The organism is Aporhodopirellula rubra (genome assembly GCF_014192335.1).
Taxonomy (GTDB): domain Bacteria; phylum Planctomycetota; class Planctomycetia; order Pirellulales; family Pirellulaceae; genus Rhodopirellula; species Rhodopirellula rubra.
The window spans coordinates 389,899-408,754 of the sequence record NZ_JACHXU010000002.1; the positions used below are offsets into that span (position 1 = coordinate 389,899).

The 18,856-nt window shown below is 56.9% G+C and carries 23 protein-coding genes; 6 read left to right on the forward strand and 17 right to left on the reverse strand.

Annotation, left to right across the window (positions count from 1 at the left end; genetic code table 11):
• Nucleotides 1-103: 103 nt before the first annotated feature.
• Nucleotides 104-2,551 (reverse strand): heavy metal translocating P-type ATPase, encoded by a 2,448-nt coding sequence (locus FHS27_RS04005; RefSeq protein ID WP_184301965.1) that lies wholly within the window; start codon nucleotides 2,549-2,551, stop codon nucleotides 104-106.
• A 117-nt stretch (nucleotides 2,552-2,668) separates the two neighbouring features.
• Here FHS27_RS04005 and FHS27_RS04010 point away from each other — a divergent pair, with 117 nt between their 5' ends.
• Entirely contained in the window at nucleotides 2,669-3,001 is a 333-nt protein-coding gene (locus tag FHS27_RS04010) for a four-helix bundle copper-binding protein (protein ID WP_184301967.1), read from the forward strand.
• A gap of 87 nt (nucleotides 3,002-3,088) precedes the next feature.
• On the opposite strand, the gene FHS27_RS04015 is transcribed toward FHS27_RS04010, so the two are convergent.
• Genes FHS27_RS04015 through FHS27_RS04045 form a run of 7 tightly spaced genes read right to left on the reverse strand, consistent with a single transcriptional unit; the run spans nucleotide 3,089 to nucleotide 8,752 of the window.
• A complete protein-coding gene (locus FHS27_RS04015; RefSeq protein ID WP_184301969.1) occupies nucleotides 3,089-3,571 on the reverse strand; it encodes a hypothetical protein in 483 nt (160 codons plus the stop codon).
• A complete protein-coding gene (locus FHS27_RS04020) occupies nucleotides 3,568-4,377 on the reverse strand; it encodes a radical SAM protein (RefSeq protein ID WP_184301971.1) in 810 nt (269 codons plus the stop codon). Before FHS27_RS04020 ends, FHS27_RS04015 begins: the two co-directional genes overlap by 4 nt.
• Nucleotides 4,349-5,374 carry a hypothetical protein gene (locus FHS27_RS04025; protein ID WP_184301974.1) on the reverse strand — a complete coding sequence of 342 codons (1,026 nt, stop codon included), beginning with the start codon at nucleotides 5,372-5,374 and terminating at the stop codon, nucleotides 4,349-4,351. The genes FHS27_RS04020 and FHS27_RS04025 overlap by 29 nt, the downstream gene beginning before the upstream one ends.
• A complete protein-coding gene (locus FHS27_RS04030) occupies nucleotides 5,365-6,078 on the reverse strand; it encodes a glycosyltransferase family 2 protein (RefSeq protein ID WP_184301976.1) in 714 nt (237 codons plus the stop codon). Before FHS27_RS04030 ends, FHS27_RS04025 begins: the two co-directional genes overlap by 10 nt.
• Complete coding sequence (locus tag FHS27_RS04035; RefSeq protein WP_221224857.1) at nucleotides 6,071-6,826, reverse strand: glycosyltransferase family 2 protein; 756 nt, start codon at nucleotides 6,824-6,826, stop codon at nucleotides 6,071-6,073. The genes FHS27_RS04030 and FHS27_RS04035 overlap by 8 nt, the downstream gene beginning before the upstream one ends.
• Nucleotides 6,827-6,831: 5 nt before the next feature.
• A complete protein-coding gene (locus FHS27_RS04040) occupies nucleotides 6,832-8,166 on the reverse strand; it encodes a glycosyltransferase family 25 protein (RefSeq protein ID WP_184301980.1) in 1,335 nt (444 codons plus the stop codon).
• A gap of 13 nt (nucleotides 8,167-8,179) precedes the next feature.
• Nucleotides 8,180-8,752 carry a hypothetical protein gene (locus FHS27_RS04045; protein ID WP_184301982.1) on the reverse strand — a complete coding sequence of 191 codons (573 nt, stop codon included), beginning with the start codon at nucleotides 8,750-8,752 and terminating at the stop codon, nucleotides 8,180-8,182.
• A 285-nt stretch (nucleotides 8,753-9,037) separates the two neighbouring features.
• On the opposite strand from FHS27_RS04045, the gene FHS27_RS04050 reads away from it, so the two are divergent.
• The 5 genes from FHS27_RS04050 to FHS27_RS04065 all read left to right on the forward strand — a co-directional run bounded on the left by FHS27_RS04050 (nucleotide 9,038) and on the right by FHS27_RS04065 (nucleotide 11,199).
• Entirely contained in the window at nucleotides 9,038-9,397 is a 360-nt protein-coding gene (locus FHS27_RS04050; RefSeq protein WP_184301985.1) for a hypothetical protein, read from the forward strand.
• A gap of 24 nt (nucleotides 9,398-9,421) precedes the next feature.
• Nucleotides 9,422-9,598 (forward strand): hypothetical protein, encoded by a 177-nt coding sequence (locus FHS27_RS30955; RefSeq protein WP_246419069.1) that lies wholly within the window; start codon nucleotides 9,422-9,424, stop codon nucleotides 9,596-9,598.
• A 9-nt stretch (nucleotides 9,599-9,607) separates the two neighbouring features.
• A complete protein-coding gene (locus FHS27_RS04055; RefSeq protein ID WP_246419071.1) occupies nucleotides 9,608-10,144 on the forward strand; it encodes a hypothetical protein in 537 nt (178 codons plus the stop codon).
• 324 nt (nucleotides 10,145-10,468) lie between these two features.
• On the forward strand, nucleotides 10,469-10,732 hold the full coding sequence (locus FHS27_RS04060) for a hypothetical protein (RefSeq protein ID WP_184301987.1): 264 nt from the start codon (nucleotides 10,469-10,471) through the stop codon (nucleotides 10,730-10,732).
• 122 nt (nucleotides 10,733-10,854) lie between these two features.
• Complete coding sequence (locus tag FHS27_RS04065; protein ID WP_184301989.1) at nucleotides 10,855-11,199, forward strand: hypothetical protein; 345 nt, start codon at nucleotides 10,855-10,857, stop codon at nucleotides 11,197-11,199.
• Nucleotides 11,200-11,663: 464 nt separating this feature from the next.
• Here FHS27_RS04065 and FHS27_RS04070 read toward each other — a convergent pair whose 3' ends face one another.
• Genes FHS27_RS04070 through FHS27_RS04110 form a run of 9 tightly spaced genes read right to left on the reverse strand, consistent with a single transcriptional unit; the run spans nucleotide 11,664 to nucleotide 18,855 of the window.
• Entirely contained in the window at nucleotides 11,664-12,455 is a 792-nt protein-coding gene (locus FHS27_RS04070; protein ID WP_184301991.1) for a hypothetical protein, read from the reverse strand.
• Entirely contained in the window at nucleotides 12,455-15,991 is a 3,537-nt protein-coding gene (locus tag FHS27_RS04075; protein ID WP_184301993.1) for a phage tail tape measure protein, read from the reverse strand. The genes FHS27_RS04070 and FHS27_RS04075 overlap by 1 nt, the downstream gene beginning before the upstream one ends.
• Nucleotides 15,949-16,209, reverse strand: coding sequence for a hypothetical protein (locus FHS27_RS04080; protein WP_184301995.1), 261 nt, complete (start codon nucleotides 16,207-16,209; stop codon nucleotides 15,949-15,951). Before FHS27_RS04080 ends, FHS27_RS04075 begins: the two co-directional genes overlap by 43 nt.
• Before the next feature lie 20 nt (nucleotides 16,210-16,229).
• Nucleotides 16,230-16,730 (reverse strand): hypothetical protein, encoded by a 501-nt coding sequence (locus FHS27_RS04085; protein WP_184301998.1) that lies wholly within the window; start codon nucleotides 16,728-16,730, stop codon nucleotides 16,230-16,232.
• Between the two features lie 22 nt (nucleotides 16,731-16,752).
• Nucleotides 16,753-17,166 carry a hypothetical protein gene (locus FHS27_RS04090; RefSeq protein ID WP_184301764.1) on the reverse strand — a complete coding sequence of 138 codons (414 nt, stop codon included), beginning with the start codon at nucleotides 17,164-17,166 and terminating at the stop codon, nucleotides 16,753-16,755.
• A 27-nt stretch (nucleotides 17,167-17,193) separates the two neighbouring features.
• Complete coding sequence (locus tag FHS27_RS04095; RefSeq protein WP_184302000.1) at nucleotides 17,194-17,751, reverse strand: hypothetical protein; 558 nt, start codon at nucleotides 17,749-17,751, stop codon at nucleotides 17,194-17,196.
• Nucleotides 17,748-18,191 carry a hypothetical protein gene (locus tag FHS27_RS04100; protein WP_184301770.1) on the reverse strand — a complete coding sequence of 148 codons (444 nt, stop codon included), beginning with the start codon at nucleotides 18,189-18,191 and terminating at the stop codon, nucleotides 17,748-17,750. The genes FHS27_RS04095 and FHS27_RS04100 overlap by 4 nt, the downstream gene beginning before the upstream one ends.
• The gene (locus tag FHS27_RS04105) at nucleotides 18,188-18,559 is read right to left on the reverse strand and encodes a hypothetical protein (RefSeq protein ID WP_449224077.1); all 372 of its coding nucleotides are present in this window, start codon (nucleotides 18,557-18,559) and stop codon (nucleotides 18,188-18,190) included. Before FHS27_RS04105 ends, FHS27_RS04100 begins: the two co-directional genes overlap by 4 nt.
• A 5-nt stretch (nucleotides 18,560-18,564) precedes the next feature.
• Nucleotides 18,565-18,855: a hypothetical protein gene (locus FHS27_RS04110; protein ID WP_184302005.1), complete on the reverse strand. Its 291-nt coding sequence runs from the start codon at nucleotides 18,853-18,855 to the stop codon at nucleotides 18,565-18,567.
• Between the last annotated feature and the right edge of the window lies 1 nt (nucleotide 18,856).

Consider the following 18,856-nt stretch of genomic DNA (forward strand, 5'->3'; position numbering starts at 1 on the left):
TAGGCTGGCTTTTCAAGAAGCCCGATTTTAGCGTGATAGGTCGATCGTCGTTAGATGGGTCTCGATTGGCTCCGCAACAAGCGAAAGCCTACTTTGCCACAGTTTATGCGAGTTTGGCTGCACGAAGTCTCAGCGCGTTTGCGATCACGGACACACTGCTAAAACTCATCGCTGCCGCTGCAATCATGGGGCTGAGCAAGACGCCGAAGAACGGATAGAGTAACCCAGCCGCGACCGGGATACCCAGTGCGTTGTAGATGAAAGCGAAGAACAAGTTCTGGCGAATGTTACTCATCGTTTTTCGGCTCAAGTTAGCAGCCGCAGCCACGCCGCGGAGATCGCCACCGACGAGCGTGACACCCGCAGATTCAATCGCAACGCCTGTCCCCGTGCCCATGGCGATCCCAACATTCGCTTCGGCAAGTGCAGGAGCGTCATTGATCCCATCCCCACACATCGCCACCGTCTTGCCCTCCTTCTTCAACTCGCGAACAAAGTCATGCTTTTCCTCAGGCGAAACCCCAGCATGAAACTCGTCGATACCCAGCCTTGATGCGACTGCTTTCGCGGTCGGTTCAGCGTCGCCAGTTAACATCACCACCTTCAATCCGAGTTCGTGCAACGTCTTCAAGGCCGCGGGCGTGCTTTGCTTGATCGGGTCAGTGATTGCGAGAATAGCTGCCAGCTTGTTGTCGATCGCCACGAACACAACCGTCGCTCCTTCGGCCTGATGCAATCCCGCTTTTTCCCTTCCCGCATCGACTCCCTCGATGCCTTGTTCGTCCAACAAGTCAGCCTTGCCAATCAACACATCATGATCATCGACGCGAGCTCGAACTCCGCCACCGGTGATACTGTTAAATTCACTTGCCTCAACAACCTGCAACTGATCCGCCTTCGCTCGGCGAACGACCGCCTGAGCCAACGGATGTTCGCTCTGTGTTTCAACCGCGGCAGCCAATGTCAACACATCGTTATCATTCCAATCACCAAACGTCTCGACGCCAGTCACTTCCGGCCGTCCTTGCGTGAGTGTGCCAGTCTTGTCGACGACGATTGTGTCGACTTTCTCCATGACCTCAAGGACTTCTGCGTTCTTGATCAGCACGCCTTCCTTTGCACCGCGGCCCACGCCCACCATTACCGACATCGGCGTCGCCAGCCCCAATGCACAAGGACACGCAATGATCAGTACTGCAACGGCCGCTACGAACGCATGAGCCAGTTGCGGCTGCGGACCAAACACCGCCCATCCGATGAACGCGAGAATCGAACAAACGATCACCGCTGGCACAAAGTATCGAGCGACCACATCGACTAGTTTCTGAATCGGCGCACGACTTCGCTGAGCGTCCGCAACCATTTGCACGATGCGGTTGAGAACCGTGTCTCCGCCGACGCCGACGGCTTCCATCACAAGTGCACCGGTCTGATTCAACGTTCCGCCGGTGATTTCGTCGCCCTCGACCTTCTTCACAGGCATCGGCTCGCCTGTCAACATCGACTCATCGACGCTGCTCGACCCGCTAAGCACTTTCCCATCGACTGGAACCTTCTCACCAGGGCGAACTCGTAACCGATCACCCTTGTGTACTGAATCTAGCGAGACGTCTTCCTCGCCATCGTCTGTGATTCGGTGTGCCGTATCGGGAGCAAGTTTCATGAGTTCGCGAATCGCACCGCCAGTCTGCTGACGTGCTCGCAGTTCCAACACTTGTCCGAGCAACACCAAGGTGATGATCACCGCTGCCGCTTCAAAATACAGAGGTGGCACACCGTTCTCGAAGAAGGCTTCTGGGATCACACCCGGAAGCAGCACCACGACCAAGCTGAACAAGTACGCAGCCAAGGTTCCCAGCGCGATCAGCGAAAACATGTTCAGGTTCATCGTGCGAAACGACTTGGCTCCGCGAACCAACAACGGCCACCCGCACCAAAACACGACCGGCGTCGCAAGAGCCAATTGCAACCAACCAAACACCGCTTGGCTCATCCAATCGGCGACCCGCAAACCCACCATCGGCCCCATCGCGATCACGAGCAGTGGCACCGACAACGCGACGCCCATCCAAAATCGGCGTTTCATGTCGGCGTACTGCTTGTCTTCACCTTCGTCAGCCAACGAGACGACCTTCGGCTCTAAATCCATCCCGCAGATTGGGCAATCGCCAGGGCCAACCTGCTCGATCTCCGGATGCATGGGACAGGTGTAAATCGCAGTCGGGTCTGCCGGAGAATCGCTCGCCTTGGTCGATGAGTGACCACCGCAGCACGAAGACGCGGTCGGGGGTTCTCCGATCTGAATCGCCGTTTCTCCACCGCAACAAGACGAACCGCTCGATGCCTCCTTTTGCGATCGCTTTGCCAGCACGCCCGCCGGATCATCTTGAAATTTTTTCAGGCAACCATCGCTACAAAAAACATAGTGTTTGCCCTCGAAATCCACCGAACGGGGACTGTCTGCAGGCACCTTCATGCCGCAAACCGGATCAATTTGCACTGACGGATCGGCGACCGGCAATGAAGTCTCGTGTTTGTTGGCGTGGTCCATGATTTCTCCAGGCTGTCAAAAAGTCATTCTCCAATATACCCCATAGTGGTATGCAAGTTGCATACCGCTAATGCAGCGGCAACGGGGCCGCATCGACAATTTCAAAAGGAGAAACGAATGAGTACTGCAACCGCATCCATGAAAGAGTGCATCGAAAACTGCCAAGAATGCCAAACGACCTGCGCTGACATGCTTACCAGCCACTGTCTATCCGAAGGCGGCGACCACGTCGGCCAGAATCACGTCAAGCTGATGCTCGACTGCATCGCCGCTTGTGCCGCCTGCGTCGACTTCATGAGTCGCAACAGCGATCATCATGCCCACTATTGCAAAGCCTGCGCAGAAATCTGCAAAGCCTGTGCGGACAGTTGCGAGAAAGTCGGCAACATGGACAAGTGCGTCGAGTGCTGCCGCAAATGCCACGAAAGCTGCTCGTCGATGGCATCGTAACACCGAACCGTTGGACCTAGAATGCAAAAACGCCGACGCCCCAATTTGGGACGTCGGCGTTTTGTTTGTTGCCTCGGTCGGGTATCGCTATTCGCTGCCACCATCGCTCGATGGCCAGTCGTCGAGAATGCCTGGATAGCTCGGCCAATCGTCTCCCCAATCGCCGGGATGGACGACGGGATAATCGGGCATTCCAGGATAGGCTTCGCCGGGGTGACCCGGTGGCAAGTTGTCGGGAGCCGAGTAGCCAGGCGGAACGTGATAGGGATGGTCCGGCGGCAGTCGCGGCCAAACGTGAATCGGCGGCGGTGACTCGATCACAACCGGTTCTTCGGGTGGAGGCGGCCAAGGGTAATCGTCGGGCCACCACGGCGGACGTGGGCCTGGATCGGGCGTCCCAGGCGGATAGTCGTCGGGCCACACCGGTGGTGGCGGCAACGGCGGCGGTGTGAGGATGATTGGCCCATCGTCGTCTTCCTCGGGATCGTAGGGCGGTTCGCTACCAGGCGGATCAAAGGGCGGCACGAAGGGATACGGCGGCATTTCGGGATAGTCGGAAGGATACGTCATTGCAGGGCACTCCGTTGCAAAGGATTGGGATGGGAGAATGCAGTGCGTTTGCTGGGGCACAAGCCGCACTGCGGAATGGATTTGGTTTCGAGGAACGTTTGCAATTCACTGTCAGTGGCTTCGTGCGAACACGCTTGGTAGTCGCGGAAAAGTTGCCACTGCGGCAGATCATGCAAACGCAGTTTGGATTCGAGCTTGGCGAAGTAGGCCAGTGCGGGACATTTCCAAAGCCTGCCTTCATGAAGCTGTGTGCAAGTTTTCTGCATGCAGACTTTGAACGCGGCGTCCGGCCTTGAGCTGAACGGCATTGGTTTACCGTTGGCCACCATGTATTGCCGCATCCAGCCGCGATGCGACTGTCGTATTTTGATGCAGATGCCGGGAAACTGTTCTCGCCAGCGCCAAACGAGGTGTTTGACGTCGCGGAATCGTTTGACGTATTCGTCGTGCGTTCCGTGCTGGCTGACTTCGAGTCGGCATCTCGTTTCGACGAGTACTTTCGGCAGCTCGGGAAACCGATGCAGGAAAAACCCGTTGGATACCAGCATCAAGTCGCTGTCCCAATGCTGCCTAGCGAGCTTGATATGTTCCAGAATGGCGGGATTCAACAGTGGCTCGCCCCCGAGCAACGCAAACCGAGTCGGCTTCAGGCGATTCGACCACTTCTGATAGTCGGCATCGGCTTGCTCGATCGTCGGAATCTTGCCGGCCAATCGGTGGTTTGAATAGTGTGAACACTGCTGGCACGACAAATTACAACCGTGTGCCAAGTGGTATTCAAGTGCCGGTAAGTTGTAGCGATGCATCGGCGTCCTCCTTGACGCGAAGGCGGAAACGTCGAGCGTTGATTCCAAGCTGCAGCAGAAAACGGGTTAACACCAAGTGCGACGATCCAGTTTCGGTATGGCTGAGCATGCGTCGATCCAATCGGGCTGGTTCGTCCGACCACTGGCCTATGACAATCAATTCTGGATAGATAGCCAGCAAGTTCGCGGCGAGTTGCGGTGTAAAAATCGGACCGATGTCATATTCGGCTGGCGGATCGTTACGCCATTGCTGCATCAGTTGTTGCGTTTGACCGTTGCCTGGAAATGGCAACTCCGGTGGATCCCGCCGTTGCCAACGACAATCGCCAAGCAGAGCCTTCGACCTGCCGACGAAATGATAGACATAGGATTGCATCACCGGATTGGTTGCCCAGGCTGGCGAGTAGACCATGCTGACGTTGAAATCGGGCGGCAGGAATGTGATATAGCCAGGATGGTCGTTGTAGAGCTGGTTGATGATTAGCGACTCGTCAGTGGCTTGGTCGCTGGCTCCCCAGGTTGGAATCAAATGCCGGATGATGCGAGCAAACATCGGCCCATACATTTCCGCGCCATACAGATAAAGGCCTCCGTTGGGATGCAACCAAGTCGGCGCGGGACGCACGGCGCACCGCCTCGCCCAGATCTCTTGTGCTCGCTGCTGCCAACCACCATTGTCGATGCGGTTGTTCGCCGACTGACGCTCTGCGACCAATCCAAACTGGTTCGGAGCCAGCAAATCAAATGGCGAAGGGCAATCCGATCGAATCAGCATGTCGTTGTCGAGTTGCAGCACGTGCGCCGACCCGACTTTTCGATGCACGTGATCGCAGACAAACATCTTCTGCCAAAACGGATGCACAGGTTGCAGATGCTCGCCGATCCATAGCACCTCCGCGCCCCATCGTTTCGCGGCAGCCTCATAGCTTTCTCGCACGTTCTGTGATGCTCGCCGCGGTGGCAAGTCGAGAACGGCAATCACTCGCTTCATTTCCATACAACCTTCTCCAATCCGTGTTTGCGAAGTCCAGCTTCCAGATACTCGGGTCGACGACGAACGTAGCCTGGCGGGTCGACGTGCTCATGTCTGAATGAGTGATTCAAATCAACGGCGACGTTCATGCCGGCGATCTTCGCTCGCCAGAAGAAATCCCAGTGTTCTTCGACCTTGAGCGATTCGTCCCAGCGGATCGCCTGCAGGATGTCGCGATAGGCAACAAAGCAGTTGCCGACGTAGTGACACCAGCGAATCGAGCGCCGCTGCCTGTAACTGCCGAATGCGATCCGCAGAGTTCTCCCGTCGACTCGTAGCATTCGAGGACGCTCCTCGTTGTTACTGAGCGCCGCCAGTAGATCAAGATCGTGATGTTTGTTGAGCGTCGCGATCAAATCAGGCAATCGCGTTTGATTGGTGACGAGATGATCGTCATCGGCGAAGATGACGATCGGTGTGTCGCCAGCATCGAGCAACCGATTGCGACCCGCGGAGAGACCGATGTCGTACTCGGTCTCAATCAGTCGGTCGACCATTGCGGCTTCGTCGGGGCACACAGCCGAGAATCGCAGTTCTGGTTGTCCATCATCGAGGACGTGGATCAGCGGACGGTTTTCGCCATAGTGATCGTGAATGCTGCGAACGAGTGCGGCACAGCAATGCGGACGATGAATCGTCTTGATGCAGAAAGTGGCTTGATTACGCACGGACGATTTGACCTCCTGGATAACGCAAAGAATGGAAACCGTGTTTACGAAGCCCCATCGCTCGGAACTTGGATCTGCCACGCAGGTCGCGGTAGCCAGTGCCGGCAACGTGGGCATGGACGACGGAACAATCGGTCGCGACCGCGATCTGCAGCTTCGAGAGATGACTCGCTCGATAGAAGAACTCCCAATGCTCGTAAGTTTTAAGGGCTTCGTCCCAACGCAGCGTCGCGATCGTTTCCTTACGAGCCAGAAACGCGTTGCTGACCATGTCGCACCACGCGACGGTGCCGATGCGTTTCTTCTCACCGCGGTGCATCCAGATGCGTTTTCCGTTCATCAGTGGCGAAAGCATCGTGGGGCGACCACCTCCACCTTGGCGGACGGCGAGGATGTCGAGTTCATGCGTGGCGAAGTACTCGCAAACGCGGTCGATGTGAAAGTCCGCCGTGACAACGTGATCGTCGTCGAGCAGAAAGATGTACTCCGTGTGCGATGCGTCGATCGCTGCGTTACGTCCGACTCCAACGCCCACATCGTGCCGATCCAGATTGATGATCGTGCAATGCTTGGCGGTTTCTGGATACTTCTCGCTAAAACGTAGTTCAGGTCGCCCGTCATCGACGACGACGATCGTTGGGTTAGCAATGTGCTCACGCAGCGATTCGACAAGACGATGGCAGGAGCACGGACGGTGAATCGTCTTGATGCAGAACGTGATGTCTGCGGTTGAAATCTGTTTCGTCATTTTGCTCACCCAAACTTCCGGAGATCAGGATTGACGTGCTCGATCGCCGACTGGATTTCATCCTGCGTCGGCGTGATGCCGAGAAACTCGACAAGATTGCCGATCACTTCCTCGGGATACGTCACCAACTCGGCGAACTCGATCCGGAACACTGGCACGTCGGGATGCTCGGCGATGAAGTTGTCTCGGTGATCGCGAAGACTTCGCTGCAGAACTTCGCACTCCTCGTCGTTTGCCGCGAACCATTGGCCACGATGCTTTTCGCTACGGTTCTGAAGTGAGCGAATCGACGCTTCGATGTCTCGTTCGACGGAGATGATTCGCAGTGAATCCCCCAGTCCGGCGTGAAGGTGATTCACGAAGTGGCACAGGTGCGGATACTTCGCTCCAGCGACCGTCTTGTCGCGATTGGCTTCAGATTTGCGACTGACGATCCACGACTTAAGCATCTGAGTCAGTTGATCGTCGCTAACATTCGGTTCGGTCGCCGGGAAACGCATCACCTTTTCGCAAAGCTGTGCCAGACCGACTGCCTCGCCGCCTCCAGTCGCTTCGTAGCCACCGAGTTGGTTGCCCATGTGAACGCCCAGATGATGCATGACCATCGCGACGCACGACGTGCCGGCGCGGTGCGGACCAAGCACGGCAAAGAACGGTGCGTCCGAATGGTCAGCGTTCTTGGCGTCATTGAAGAATCGCGTTTGACTCCATTTGCGACCGCAGATGTTCGATTTGGTCGGCAACTGTCCAACGAGCCAGCGATCGGGCGTGTAGACCGCGATGGATTCCTTTTGGATGTTCTTTCCCTGGACGAGCGCTTGATAGCGACGCTGGATCAATCGACCGAGGTGATGGTCGATGTGATGCTTGGTGTGCCAGTCGTTCCAAGTGAGATGGCGATACAGCGTCTTCATCGCCTCGCGTCCGCGCACCATGAACGCGTGTGTTCGATTCACGTTATAGGGGCGATAGACGTGTTCGCTGACCTTGTGCGGCGGATTCTTGCCAGCGTAAAGATGCTGGCCGCCGAGATACGCCATGCCCCAGTCGGCTGGCAGTTCCGCGATGAATTGTTGCAGTCTTTCGCAGAAGTCATCACCAAACCCTGCGTCGTCTTCAAACACGACGTACGAGTCGATGTGTTCGAGCAGGCACTTTTCGAGAATCAGCAGATGCGATCGGTAACATCCCCAGGCTCCGTTGCCTGCTCGCCACTGCGGGGGCGTTGCGACGCGGCGGCCGTCGATCGCGGCGAACCGTTCGGGTTCGGGGAACGGCCACGGCTCGGGAAGCTGCCGCATCCAATCCTGCAGTCGATCGTCGCGGCGATCGAGATTCATCAAGAAGCAGCGTTCAACGATCGAATTCGTCCTCCGGATCGTCTTGGTCTGGTTCGGGTGCCCCTTCGGGGAATTTTCGCTCGTACTTGCGGATGGCAGTTTTGACGAGACTGCGGGCGACTGTTGCTGTAAACCTTCCATGCGGGAGTCCTCTTGCTTGAGCTTCTTCGAGTAACCAATCGACAATGGTGTCAATGTTTCGGCGGCAACCTACGGCACCCCAGTCGTTCATCGTGTCGACACGGGTTTCGCAGTTGCATGTTTCGCTGGGCTTGGCAAACCAGGCGATCATCTTCTTGAGTTCGTTGCCGGGGCCAGGCCGGTAGCTGCTCATCTTCAGCGTTGCCGGCATCAGGTCGTCGTCCGGCATGTAGTTGCGAAGCAGTGCTTCCAACTCGGTGACATCTTGTTTGCGGCGTTTCTTGTTGACCAATGCCATGCCGATCGTGACAACGTTGATCGCGCATGGGTTGTCATTGGTCTGGCACGCGTTGCAGGCGACTGGCGTGGTTTGCACGCGACAACCGGCGAGTTGGCAGGCCACTTCGCATTGGTTGTCGGGCGTTAAATGAGGGCAATGCATCATGCTGTCATCCCCGCTACTGCTCCATCGAATGAACCGGACGAACTGGGTGGGTCACCGGGGTCTTCACAATCGCTGTCAACCAATTCCCACCCACACGACCAAATCCATGTGCTGTTGCACGGTTCACTCGATCCGCTGCTGTCTTCCGAAGGTTCTTCAGTTGAATCGCTTTCGCTCGGCCGATCGGAGCCGTCGCTGCTATCGGATGCACTTTCGCTGGGTCGGTCGGAGCCGTCGCTGGGTGGATCCGGGTCGGATGTCGAGTCGTTGCTTTCGGATGGTTGATTGCTGTCGCTGCCAGATGAATCGCCGATGCTCGGATCGTCACTAGTGCTGGGACGATCGCTGTCGGAGCCTTCTGAACCCGAGTTGCTTGTCGACCGCGAAGTCGAATCGGAGCCAGAGCCACTTGATGACGTTAGCACACTTGTCGAGTCCTCGCTTCGCGAATCGCTGCCAGAATCTGAAGTGCTTGTTGATCGTGAATCGGAACCCGATCCACTTCCGCTATCAGATGCGGAAGCACTTATGCTGCCTGATCGTGAACCACTGCCTGAAGCAGATCCGCTGCCTGATGCAGAACCACTTTGGCTTTCGCTGGCGGAGGCACTGTCCGAGTACGATGCCGAAGCACTCGCTGAGTAGCTTTGTGAGTCCGAACTTCGGTCGATGCTTGATTCGCTTTGGGAATCGCTACCTGAATCGCTGACCGACTGCGATGTTGAATCGGATTGCGACTGGGATTCCGATTCGGAATCACTCGACTCAGAATCGCTATCGCTGCTTGTCGACGAATTCCAACTGTACGAAGGCAAGCTCTCTGAGTCTGACTCGCTTCGTGATTGACTTTCGGATGTGCTCGATTCGGACTGGCTCGATTCTGAATTCGATGATTCGCTGGTTGATGATGCACTCTCGGATGTGGACGATTGCGAACTGCTGACGGATGGCGTGCTGGCGGATTCGCTTGATTGCGAGGTGGACGAATCGCTCGACGAACCGGAATCGCTTGATTGTGAGTTGCTCGAGGACGAATCACTCGCCGATGAACTGGACCCAGACACGCTTGGCAGACTGATCGACTCGCTGGAATCACTCGATTCGCTTGTCGATGAGTCGCTGGACTTGGAATCGGACGAACTGTTTGAGGAATCACTCGATGCGGACGACGACCCATCAGAGCTGGATGATCCGCTGATGCTGGGCAGACTGATCGATGTGCTCGAATCACTCGAATCGCTGTTGGATGAATCACTCGATTGTGAGTTTGACGAGCTGTCTGACGAATCACTCAATGAAGACGAGGAACCGTCGGAACTGGATGAACTGCTCACGCTCGGCAAACTTGTCGATGTGCTCGAATCGCTGCTGTCCGAGGAATCGCTCGATTGACTACTGCTGACGCTGCTTGATGAAGACGTTGAACTGTCGCTTGAATCGCTGCTGCTGGATGCGGACGAACTAAGGGAAGAATCGCTACTGTCGGATGACGACGAGTTTGAGGATGAATCGCTGCTCGAAGATGACTTTGATGAAGACGATGAACTGCCGGAACTGCTGCTCGATGACGAACCACTGCTTGATGAGGACGATGGGCTGCCGGACGACGAGGAAGACGATCCGCTACTCGACGAACTAGAACCAGAGGAACTGCTGCTGGATGACGACGGGGAACTGCTGGAACTCGACGACATACTCGATGAGCTTGAACCGCTCATGCTCGAACTACTCGACGAGCCACTGCTACTTGATGGGCTACCCGATGACGAGGATGAAGATGACGAGGGCGACGACGAAGAACTGCTGGACGATGAATCGCTACTAGAACTGCTGCTGGAACCTGAACTCGACGAACTGCTGGAGCTTGATGAACTGCTCGAACTGCTGCTGCCATCGCAGCAACGGCAACCGATCGTCAAGTACGCCGACGTGTCTTCGTGGAAATGGCAGACGATCTGTTGGCTGGCCAGCAACGCGTAATCGCACACGTTGTAAACCGAGACGGCAGGGCCAATCGGTTTCCATCCGCCATCAAACCGAAGTTCGCGAGCCATTCCCCACGATTTTGCTTTGATACGTTTCGTTGGCTTGCATAGAAGCGTTTGCTTCGGCGGGTCGATCACCCAAGATCGCTGACCATCGAACTGCACTTCCAAGTATTGTTTGGGCGAATCGGCGATCGGCCCTCGAATACGCTGCGCCGAGTGATTCCGGGCGGTGATTCGTACTGTGTCGCCATCCGGATCCGTGACCGCTTGGATCTCGCCCGCTTTGTCGAGTTGATACAGGTCGCAGTCCGCGCTGCCCGTCCGCATTCCCCGGCGGCCAGCGATGCCACCGCTTGGAACCTCAACGAGGTAAACTGGGTCAGCGGGCCGTCCGACCCGAACGACTGCCCATTGGTCACCGAGTTGGTTGAGGTCTCGTCGCCACAGAATCTGCGCTGATCCATCCGGTTTCGATTGCAGTGTGTCACCGGCCGATTCGCCAACGTCGGCAAACTTGTGCCACGTTTTGACGACGTTGACTCGCGCGGCCACCACGCCATCGAACACCACGCGGCCGACCTTGTCTTCCGCGATCGGTTCGATGGCGACCCCAACGCGACCTGTATGTTCGTCGTCGGTCGGTCGCACGCACTGGATCGTTGCGTCGCGAACGAAGCGGGCCAGTTCCATCGGCCCGACAGTCGGATCAGTCAGTGGTGACTCGAAGCCCACAATTCCGCCAATTGGGACCGTCGTTGCCGACAGGTTGTGGACGCGAACGGTTGCGGCGTTTCGCAAATGAGTGCGAGGTCCACCTCCGCCTGGAAGTCGATTGCGATGCGAGGCTTCCGCAGCAACGAGCAGCCGGTTGTATTCAGCGGCAGTGATCGCGAACTGATCGCCTGGTTTCACGCGTCGGGTCATCAGTTGATCCCCAACACGTTGAAGTTTCCTCCGTGATAGACCTGTTCAACGTACGCTGCCTCAGGAACTTGCAGCACGCGATCGCCGACCACTTTCTCGCCGTGTTTGACCCACAAGTAGTCCCAACCTTGCTTGGTGATGCCGGTGATGTTGCCAACCGTCATCGCGAACTCGTTCGGTCGAGCGGCGAAGTGATAGGTCACGTCGACCCAGTTCTGTTCGTCTTCGCCGCCTTCGCCACCAAGGAACAGAGCTTCACCGGGAGAGAAGATCGACCACGGCGTCGAATTCACTCGCCCGGTCATCGCAACCATGGCGAGTAGATATCCCGTCGAAACGAACTCAAACTTCTTGCGAACGGAGAATTCAAAAGCTGGAACTGTGATGTCAACGCCGGCGACGCCAGAATCGCTGACGCCGATCGCACCGTGATAAACGGGGGCTGCGATCCCCGGCGCGGAGTAAATGCCACGAGTTTGCAGCGATTGATTCAGATGGGTTGTCGCTCCGGTCGTACTGAACGAAACCGGATCGAGTTTGGTCTTGTTGATTGTGACGCTGACCAAAGCGTGCTTCTGGTTGATGAACTCCGAGTCGATTTGCAGATACGGGATCAGGTCCTTGTGATTTGCCTTGTAATATTGATACAGGGCACTCGCAGCGGCGGCCGGATCAACAGCCCCGCCGTTTGTCGCCACATAGGAAGTGAAATCGGAGTGCGATTTGCCTCGCGACGCCTTTTCAGAGAGAGCCGCAACCTCGTAGTTGTATCCGCCGGTTGAGAGTGACATCAGCTAAACACCAACCCTCCCGACTGTGAACGTTCAACAAGGCGTCGAGTGTTCTCAGCGGTTTGGATGATTGCCCGTTTCATGTCCTCACTGAATTCGCCGCCAGACATCGCAGGCAGTTGTAGTTGCGACGTGCTGCTGGTGATCGCGGAGTCAAACGCCGCGAGTGAACGACCGACGGAAGCGAATGCCTCGGTAATCGCAGCGATGTCGAGTGTTGGAGAGGTTTCTAGGTAAGGCTGAGCGTTGATGTCCAACGATTCGGGCAGAGGGTTTGATTCTTGCAGGTCGGCCGTGGCATCGCTTTCGTGAACGGTTGGCGTCTCGACTAATTGCGATTCGCTTTGCACCAACACACTCGGTGGAGTTTGCGCCGGCAGATTGATCTTGTTGGGTTGTTGGCTGATCGCGACCGAGCGCGCATTGACCTCCGGCACGGCGATCTGGGGCGAGATAATGTCGGGCGTGTCCGATGCAGGCACGTTGACGTCGGGTGTCTGAACATCAGGCGAAGCGATAGCCGGATCGCTCGCAGCATTCACGACGACATTCGGCGCGGGCACCACGGGTGCGTCCCCCGCGATCACTTCGGCGTTTGGTGCATTGACAACGGTGTCAGCGACGTCGTTTCCTGGCTCGCCAATCCGTTTAGGCTCGTTAGCTTGCTCGGGCTGCAATTTCAATTGCGGCGCGAAGATGACTTCGATGGGATCATGCTCTGCCGCAATGGGATTGAGCTTCTTGAGTGGCTCGGGAGCCTGTTGCGGAATCGTCGACGCTCCACTGCCGAGCCCCAGACCTCTCGCATCAAAATTGCCGGCAACTTCGGTGCGATCGGTTTCGGGACCGTTTGCGAACTGGTCCATCGCTGCCTGAGCGTCTGGGTTCAGATCGAGACGGAGATCTTTCGCATTGGGGGGTTGCAACTCGGGATCGTCGATGCCGGGTAAATCGACCTTGGGAATCTCGACTGCTCCAAGCTCAGGCATTTTGGGCGGAGCGACCGGAGGTTCTGGGGGAGCAGTGTCGTCTGGTTTCGGATCGGCGTCCGACGGGGCCGTTGCATTGTTCGCTCGTTCCACCGCAGCATCGAAGTCGGCCTGTGCGGTTGCGATTTGATCGTCGTGTTCTTTGCTGCGTTCTTCAGCCGTGGGCCGACTTGCTTCACGTGCGGCTTTCGCTTCGGCTCGCATTTGATCGAGCGTGCGTTGCACCCCGACCGTTGTGTCGTCGATGATTTGTTGGCGATTGGACTGAGCCGTATCGTTCTCGCGAAACTGTTGCTCCTTGGACTGGTCAACAATCGCGTTCTTCGCATTGGTCTCTTCGTCGATCGCTCGCATGTCGGCGTCGATATTCTGACCTTCACGAGCCTCGCGACGGGCTTCGAGTTGAGCGGCGATGCCTTTCTGCATTTCAACCCGGTTGGCTTCGATCTGCTCTTTTCGCTTTGAGCGGCGGCGCTGACGCTCGATGATCGCTTGCTGACGTTGTTGCTCTTCCGCAGCATCGGCCGCTCGAGTGTCAGCGTCGATTTTCGCCATTTCGACGTCGACATTGATGTCGTCATCGAACAGGCCCTTGAGTTTGATCCATGCTTTCTTGAGGAATCCGACTGTCGAATTCCACATCGACTTCACTTGGCCGACGAACACGGTCCAAGTGTCAGCAAGGTAATCAACGGTTTCGACCCACGCGTTCTCGACGCCTGCCAATGCGTTGATGAGCACTCCCCCAATCTGCACCGACACGTTGCCAGCGATGTCAACGAGTTCGTGGAGTTTGAGAAATCCCTTCTTGAGGAACCCGATCGTGTTGTTCCAGCCTTTTTGAACGGCCGAGGTGAGGATTGTCCAACCATCGGCCATGAAACCGAGCGTGCTGTTCCACACGCCGGCGAGACCGGACAAGGCACCAATGAGAACATCCCCGATCGCGTAGGCGGAATCGGCCCACACGTCAGAGATATATTGAGTGAAGTCGGTCCAGAGGCCTTTGATATAGGTGGTGCCTTTGACCCATTGCAGTTTCAGGTATGTCCACAGCACATCGGTTGCCGCAGTGATATCGCCGGCGGCGAGTGCATTGGCGATCGCACCGAATGCGGCGAGGGTGTCGGCTTTGAGTGTCTCGAAAACACCTTTGAGATACTCGACTGCCTGGCCGGCGATCCCAGTCGAGTAGAGAAAGTAGGCACCGAGCGCGGCGACGGCTGCCACAACAAGGCCCAGCGGCGTGAAGAGCAATCCGACGGCAGAGACGATCACGCCGATCGACGCACCGATGAATGAAAAGATCGACGCGAGTCCGCCAACCGCGAACGAAGCAACCGCAGCGAATGATCCAAGTGCAAACAAGGCCGCGCCGATCGTGAAGATGGCGATGGCACTCGCGGCGGCGATCTTGACGATCTTTTGGTTCTTGTTGATCCACTCGATCACGCCTGATGCCGCGCGACTGAAGGCTTGCACCATCGTCGTGACGCTGCCTTCGAGTGATTCACCGATAGCGATTGCGACGCCTTCGATCGACGACTTCAGGATTCGGAACGCACCACCGAGTCCGCCTTCCATCTCTTCCGCTGTCTTCGCAGCGATGCCTCCCGCTTTTTGCAGTTCTTTGTAGAGGTCGCGTGTGTCGGCAACGGACTTGCCGATCGAACTGGCGGCAGTGATTCCAAGTAGGCCGAAGACCTCGTTCAGCTTCTCGGCCTTGTCGGCCGTGCCCATCTTTTCGGTAGCCGCGGCGACTTCACCAAGAATGTCGACGAGCGATCGGGCGTTACCTTTGGCGTCTTTGGTGGTGACACCGAACGCGGTTTTGAATTTCTCGGATTCGGCGGCGCTGATCGTCAGCAAGCGACGCATCGCATTACCGGCAGAAGAGCCTTGAATGCCCATATTGCCGAGCGTGCCGAGGATAGCGAGCGTCTCTTCGAGACTCATGTTCGCGTCAGCAGCGACGGGGCCGGCGTAGCTGAGTGCCTCGCCGAGAGATTCCACCGTATTGAACGATTTGTTCGCTGCGGCGGTCAGTCCATCAGCAACTCGCGTCGCTTCGCCAGCTTCCATACCGAACTGGCGAATCGTCGCTGCCATGATGCCGGACGCTTGCGTCGCGTCGGTGCCAGTTGCGCGGGCCATGTTCATCACGGCGGCCGTCATCTTCTCGATCTGCTCGGGTTTGAAACCCGCGCGACCGAGTTCGGTCATCAGAGACGCGACTTCGCTGGCAGAGTAGCTTGTGGTTGCTCCCAGTTTCTTCGCGGTATTGCGAAGCGATTCGAGTTGCGTGCCCGTCGCCTGCGTGATCGCAGCGACGCCCCGCATGGCGTCGTCGAAGTTGGAGAAGATGGCGACGCTGCCTGCTAGTGGTGCTGCGGCGGCCGCGCCAAGTCCCATCAGTTTGGTGCCAAGCAACCGCGTCGACGCACCGAACGATTCCAATCGTTTCTGAGCCGACCGCAGACCCTTCACGAACGCTGCATCTTTGGTCAGCAGTTCGACGTAGGCGGATCCGGCTCGGACTTGAGACATGGAGAATCGTTCTCACGGGGTTGGAATCGTGTGCCAAGTAGATGGGCGACTTGTTCGACAGTGGCTTTCACCGGAACGGACCGCGTGACCGTGTAAGGATTGAAGTCATCGGGCTTGAAGGGTTTCCGGCGACGCTTTCGATCGCGATTGATTTCGGCGGTCAGTGCCATCACGCTCGATGCGATGTGCCAATCGTGCTGGCGTTTCGCTTCGGCCATCTGAACTAGCTGCCGGAGCGTCAGTGGTCCGGGGTCGACTCCGATGATTCCGGCGAGTCGGATGATGAGTCGCTCAATGTCGGCACCGCGAGTTTGCGTTCCAGATCCTCCACAATCCGGTCCACCAGATTCGGATCGTCCAGCCGTTTCTCGATCGCCGCCAAGCCCCTCGTCTCGATCATCTTTTGTTTGTCGGCCGCCTTCCGCAGAAGACGGCGGCGGGACTCCGGGAAGTACGCGACCAACCCATCGACCAATGCTTTGCAGGCTTCGTCGATCGAGTCGCCGGCCAATCCCTCGGCGAACGACTCGTCGTCCACGTCTTGCTGATCGGCTTGCGGTTTGCAGATCGCGAACAACACATCACCTAGCAGCAATGGGTCGCTCGACAACCGAGTGACCAAGTCGCCGTCGATCGCGTCCAGCAATCGCACGTCGGTTAGAGCCTTCACGCGGCGAAGCGTGGTGTTGTCGATGTCAACGATCCAGACGCGACCGCGACGATCAATGAATTTCTGCATGGAGTTCCGTTCCGAGGATTACTTAGGGAGTTCCGCTACCGACGTTCATTCCGCTGCCGGACGATGATTGGGTTGGTTTCAAGGTGACGTCAGCAGACACCACTTCTTCGAGGTTTTGATTGACGTTGAAATTCATGACCTCGCATGTCAGCGTCAGCGAACCACCAGCATCCGAAATGCCAACGTCCGTCGGCGTTCCGCTGCTCCACAATCCCTGCAACATCCCGAACGCGGTGTCGCCGTTCTTATTGAGCACCGTGAACTCGATTGAGGCATCTTTCAGAGTGCCGACTGTGGCTCGCCAGCCGTTGTTGTCACGAGTCGATGCGTCGGCTTCCGCCTTTTCGAGATTGACAGTCAAGTCCTTGACGTTTTTGATCTCGGCACCGTCGATGGTCAGGACGGCATCGAGACCGAGTTTCACTTCTGCTGACATGTTTCGATTCCATCCTGGGTCGAGAGACTATTTCACCGAGTCGCGCCAGAACTTTGGCAGGCGAGCTTGGTTGGCGATGAGGGCTGGTTTCATGAACGGGCGAGCGGGATAGCGTCGCGGCTTGGTTGCACCGCGTCGTTCGTTCTCTTCTTCGATCAGTCGTGTGGCTCGGTTGGCTTGAGCGACCGTCAGCAACTTGATGCGGGCGAACTTGCCGGGCTGTTTCGCTCGGATCGGCCCGTGCTCGCCGACGCGAAACCGGTGTCGCTTCAGTTTGCGTCGCTTGGTAACAACGCCACCGAATTCGTGCAGGTTCCACAATCGGCCGGCGATTTCGTTGACCGGACCGATGACGGCTTGTTCGCGTTCGCGGTCCACTTCATAGCGGAGCACGCGACGCAGCATTCCGGTCGGCGAGCTGGGCGGAGATCCGGGGTTGGATGGTTTCTTGCGTTTGCGGATGGATCGTTTGGCGGTCGTCCGGACAGTGCCGGCTGCATGACCGAGGCTTTTGAAGGTCGCTTGGTTGACCTTCTTTTTCAGTTGGCCCGGCGTGAAATGTACGCGAGCCCGAATGTGCATCATTTCGCCAGCTCAAACGTCAACGAAAGCAAACTCGTGAATTGGTTGAACTGGGTCCAATGCTCGGAGGAGTACAAGACAGAGTTCTCAACCTTGATACAGCGTGCTGCGACGAACGAATTGAGTCGTTTGAGCCGGAAGTAGTCGGCCAGTTCTTCGACAAAGAACACCAGCGGGTCGATCTCTTTGGCATCGCCCTTACTGAACTTCTTTTGAACGGCGACGTCGATTGTCGCGTGATACTTGTTCGACGCACGATCGAGCGGAAGGTACTCAACTTCGCGAGGCACTACGGTGACTCGCAGTTCCTTCATGTCTTCGAGATCGAAGTTGGGGACGTAGAGTCGCTGCGCGGAGAGGTTGGTCTTGCTGAAAGAGCCGGCGTTAATTTCCGCGACGACGCTTTCGGCAATTTGAATGACGGTGGCAGGCGTTGCTGTCATGTGATCGTGTCAACCAGTTTGGTGTGGATGCGGAGTTTGACGCGGAAAGGGTCACTGTATCGCCATGGCGGCTCATTCCCGATCGACATCAGTTCGTAAACGAATGTCGTGTCGCCATCGGTTTCGAGGATGCGATCACCGCGTCGGGGCCAAGTGCCGATGTCCGATTGCAGCAAGTCCTTCGTGTTGATCAGAAAGTCGCGGACTTGAGCACGCGTGATGACACCGTCACCGTCGTCCTGCTCGTACTCTGATTTGCCAATCGTGGCGGATAGCTCGACGGAGACATCGTCGCGTTGATAAACCACGTCTTGCGAGGCATGCTTGGTCAGCTTCGCCGCTAACCAAGACTGCCCGCGATGCAGCATGTCGGTCACGATTTGCGAGCCGCTGGTTTTGCTGGAGCTTTCAACAGTGTCGATGCCTTATCGCTCAATTCGTCCAACCACGCCTCGTTCGATCGCCGTTGATACTCGCTGGCGATCGCTTCGGATTCCTCCTGCAACCGCTGCTCTCGCAGATTGATTGGACTCGTTGGCGATTGAAAAGGATTGAGAACGCTAGCTGCCTGATTGCTGTCCTTGTCGCGTTTCTTCGATGGCAACAAGGCGACGGCAATCAACAGCAACACCACGACGGTTGCGATTCCGGTTAGTAACGTCATT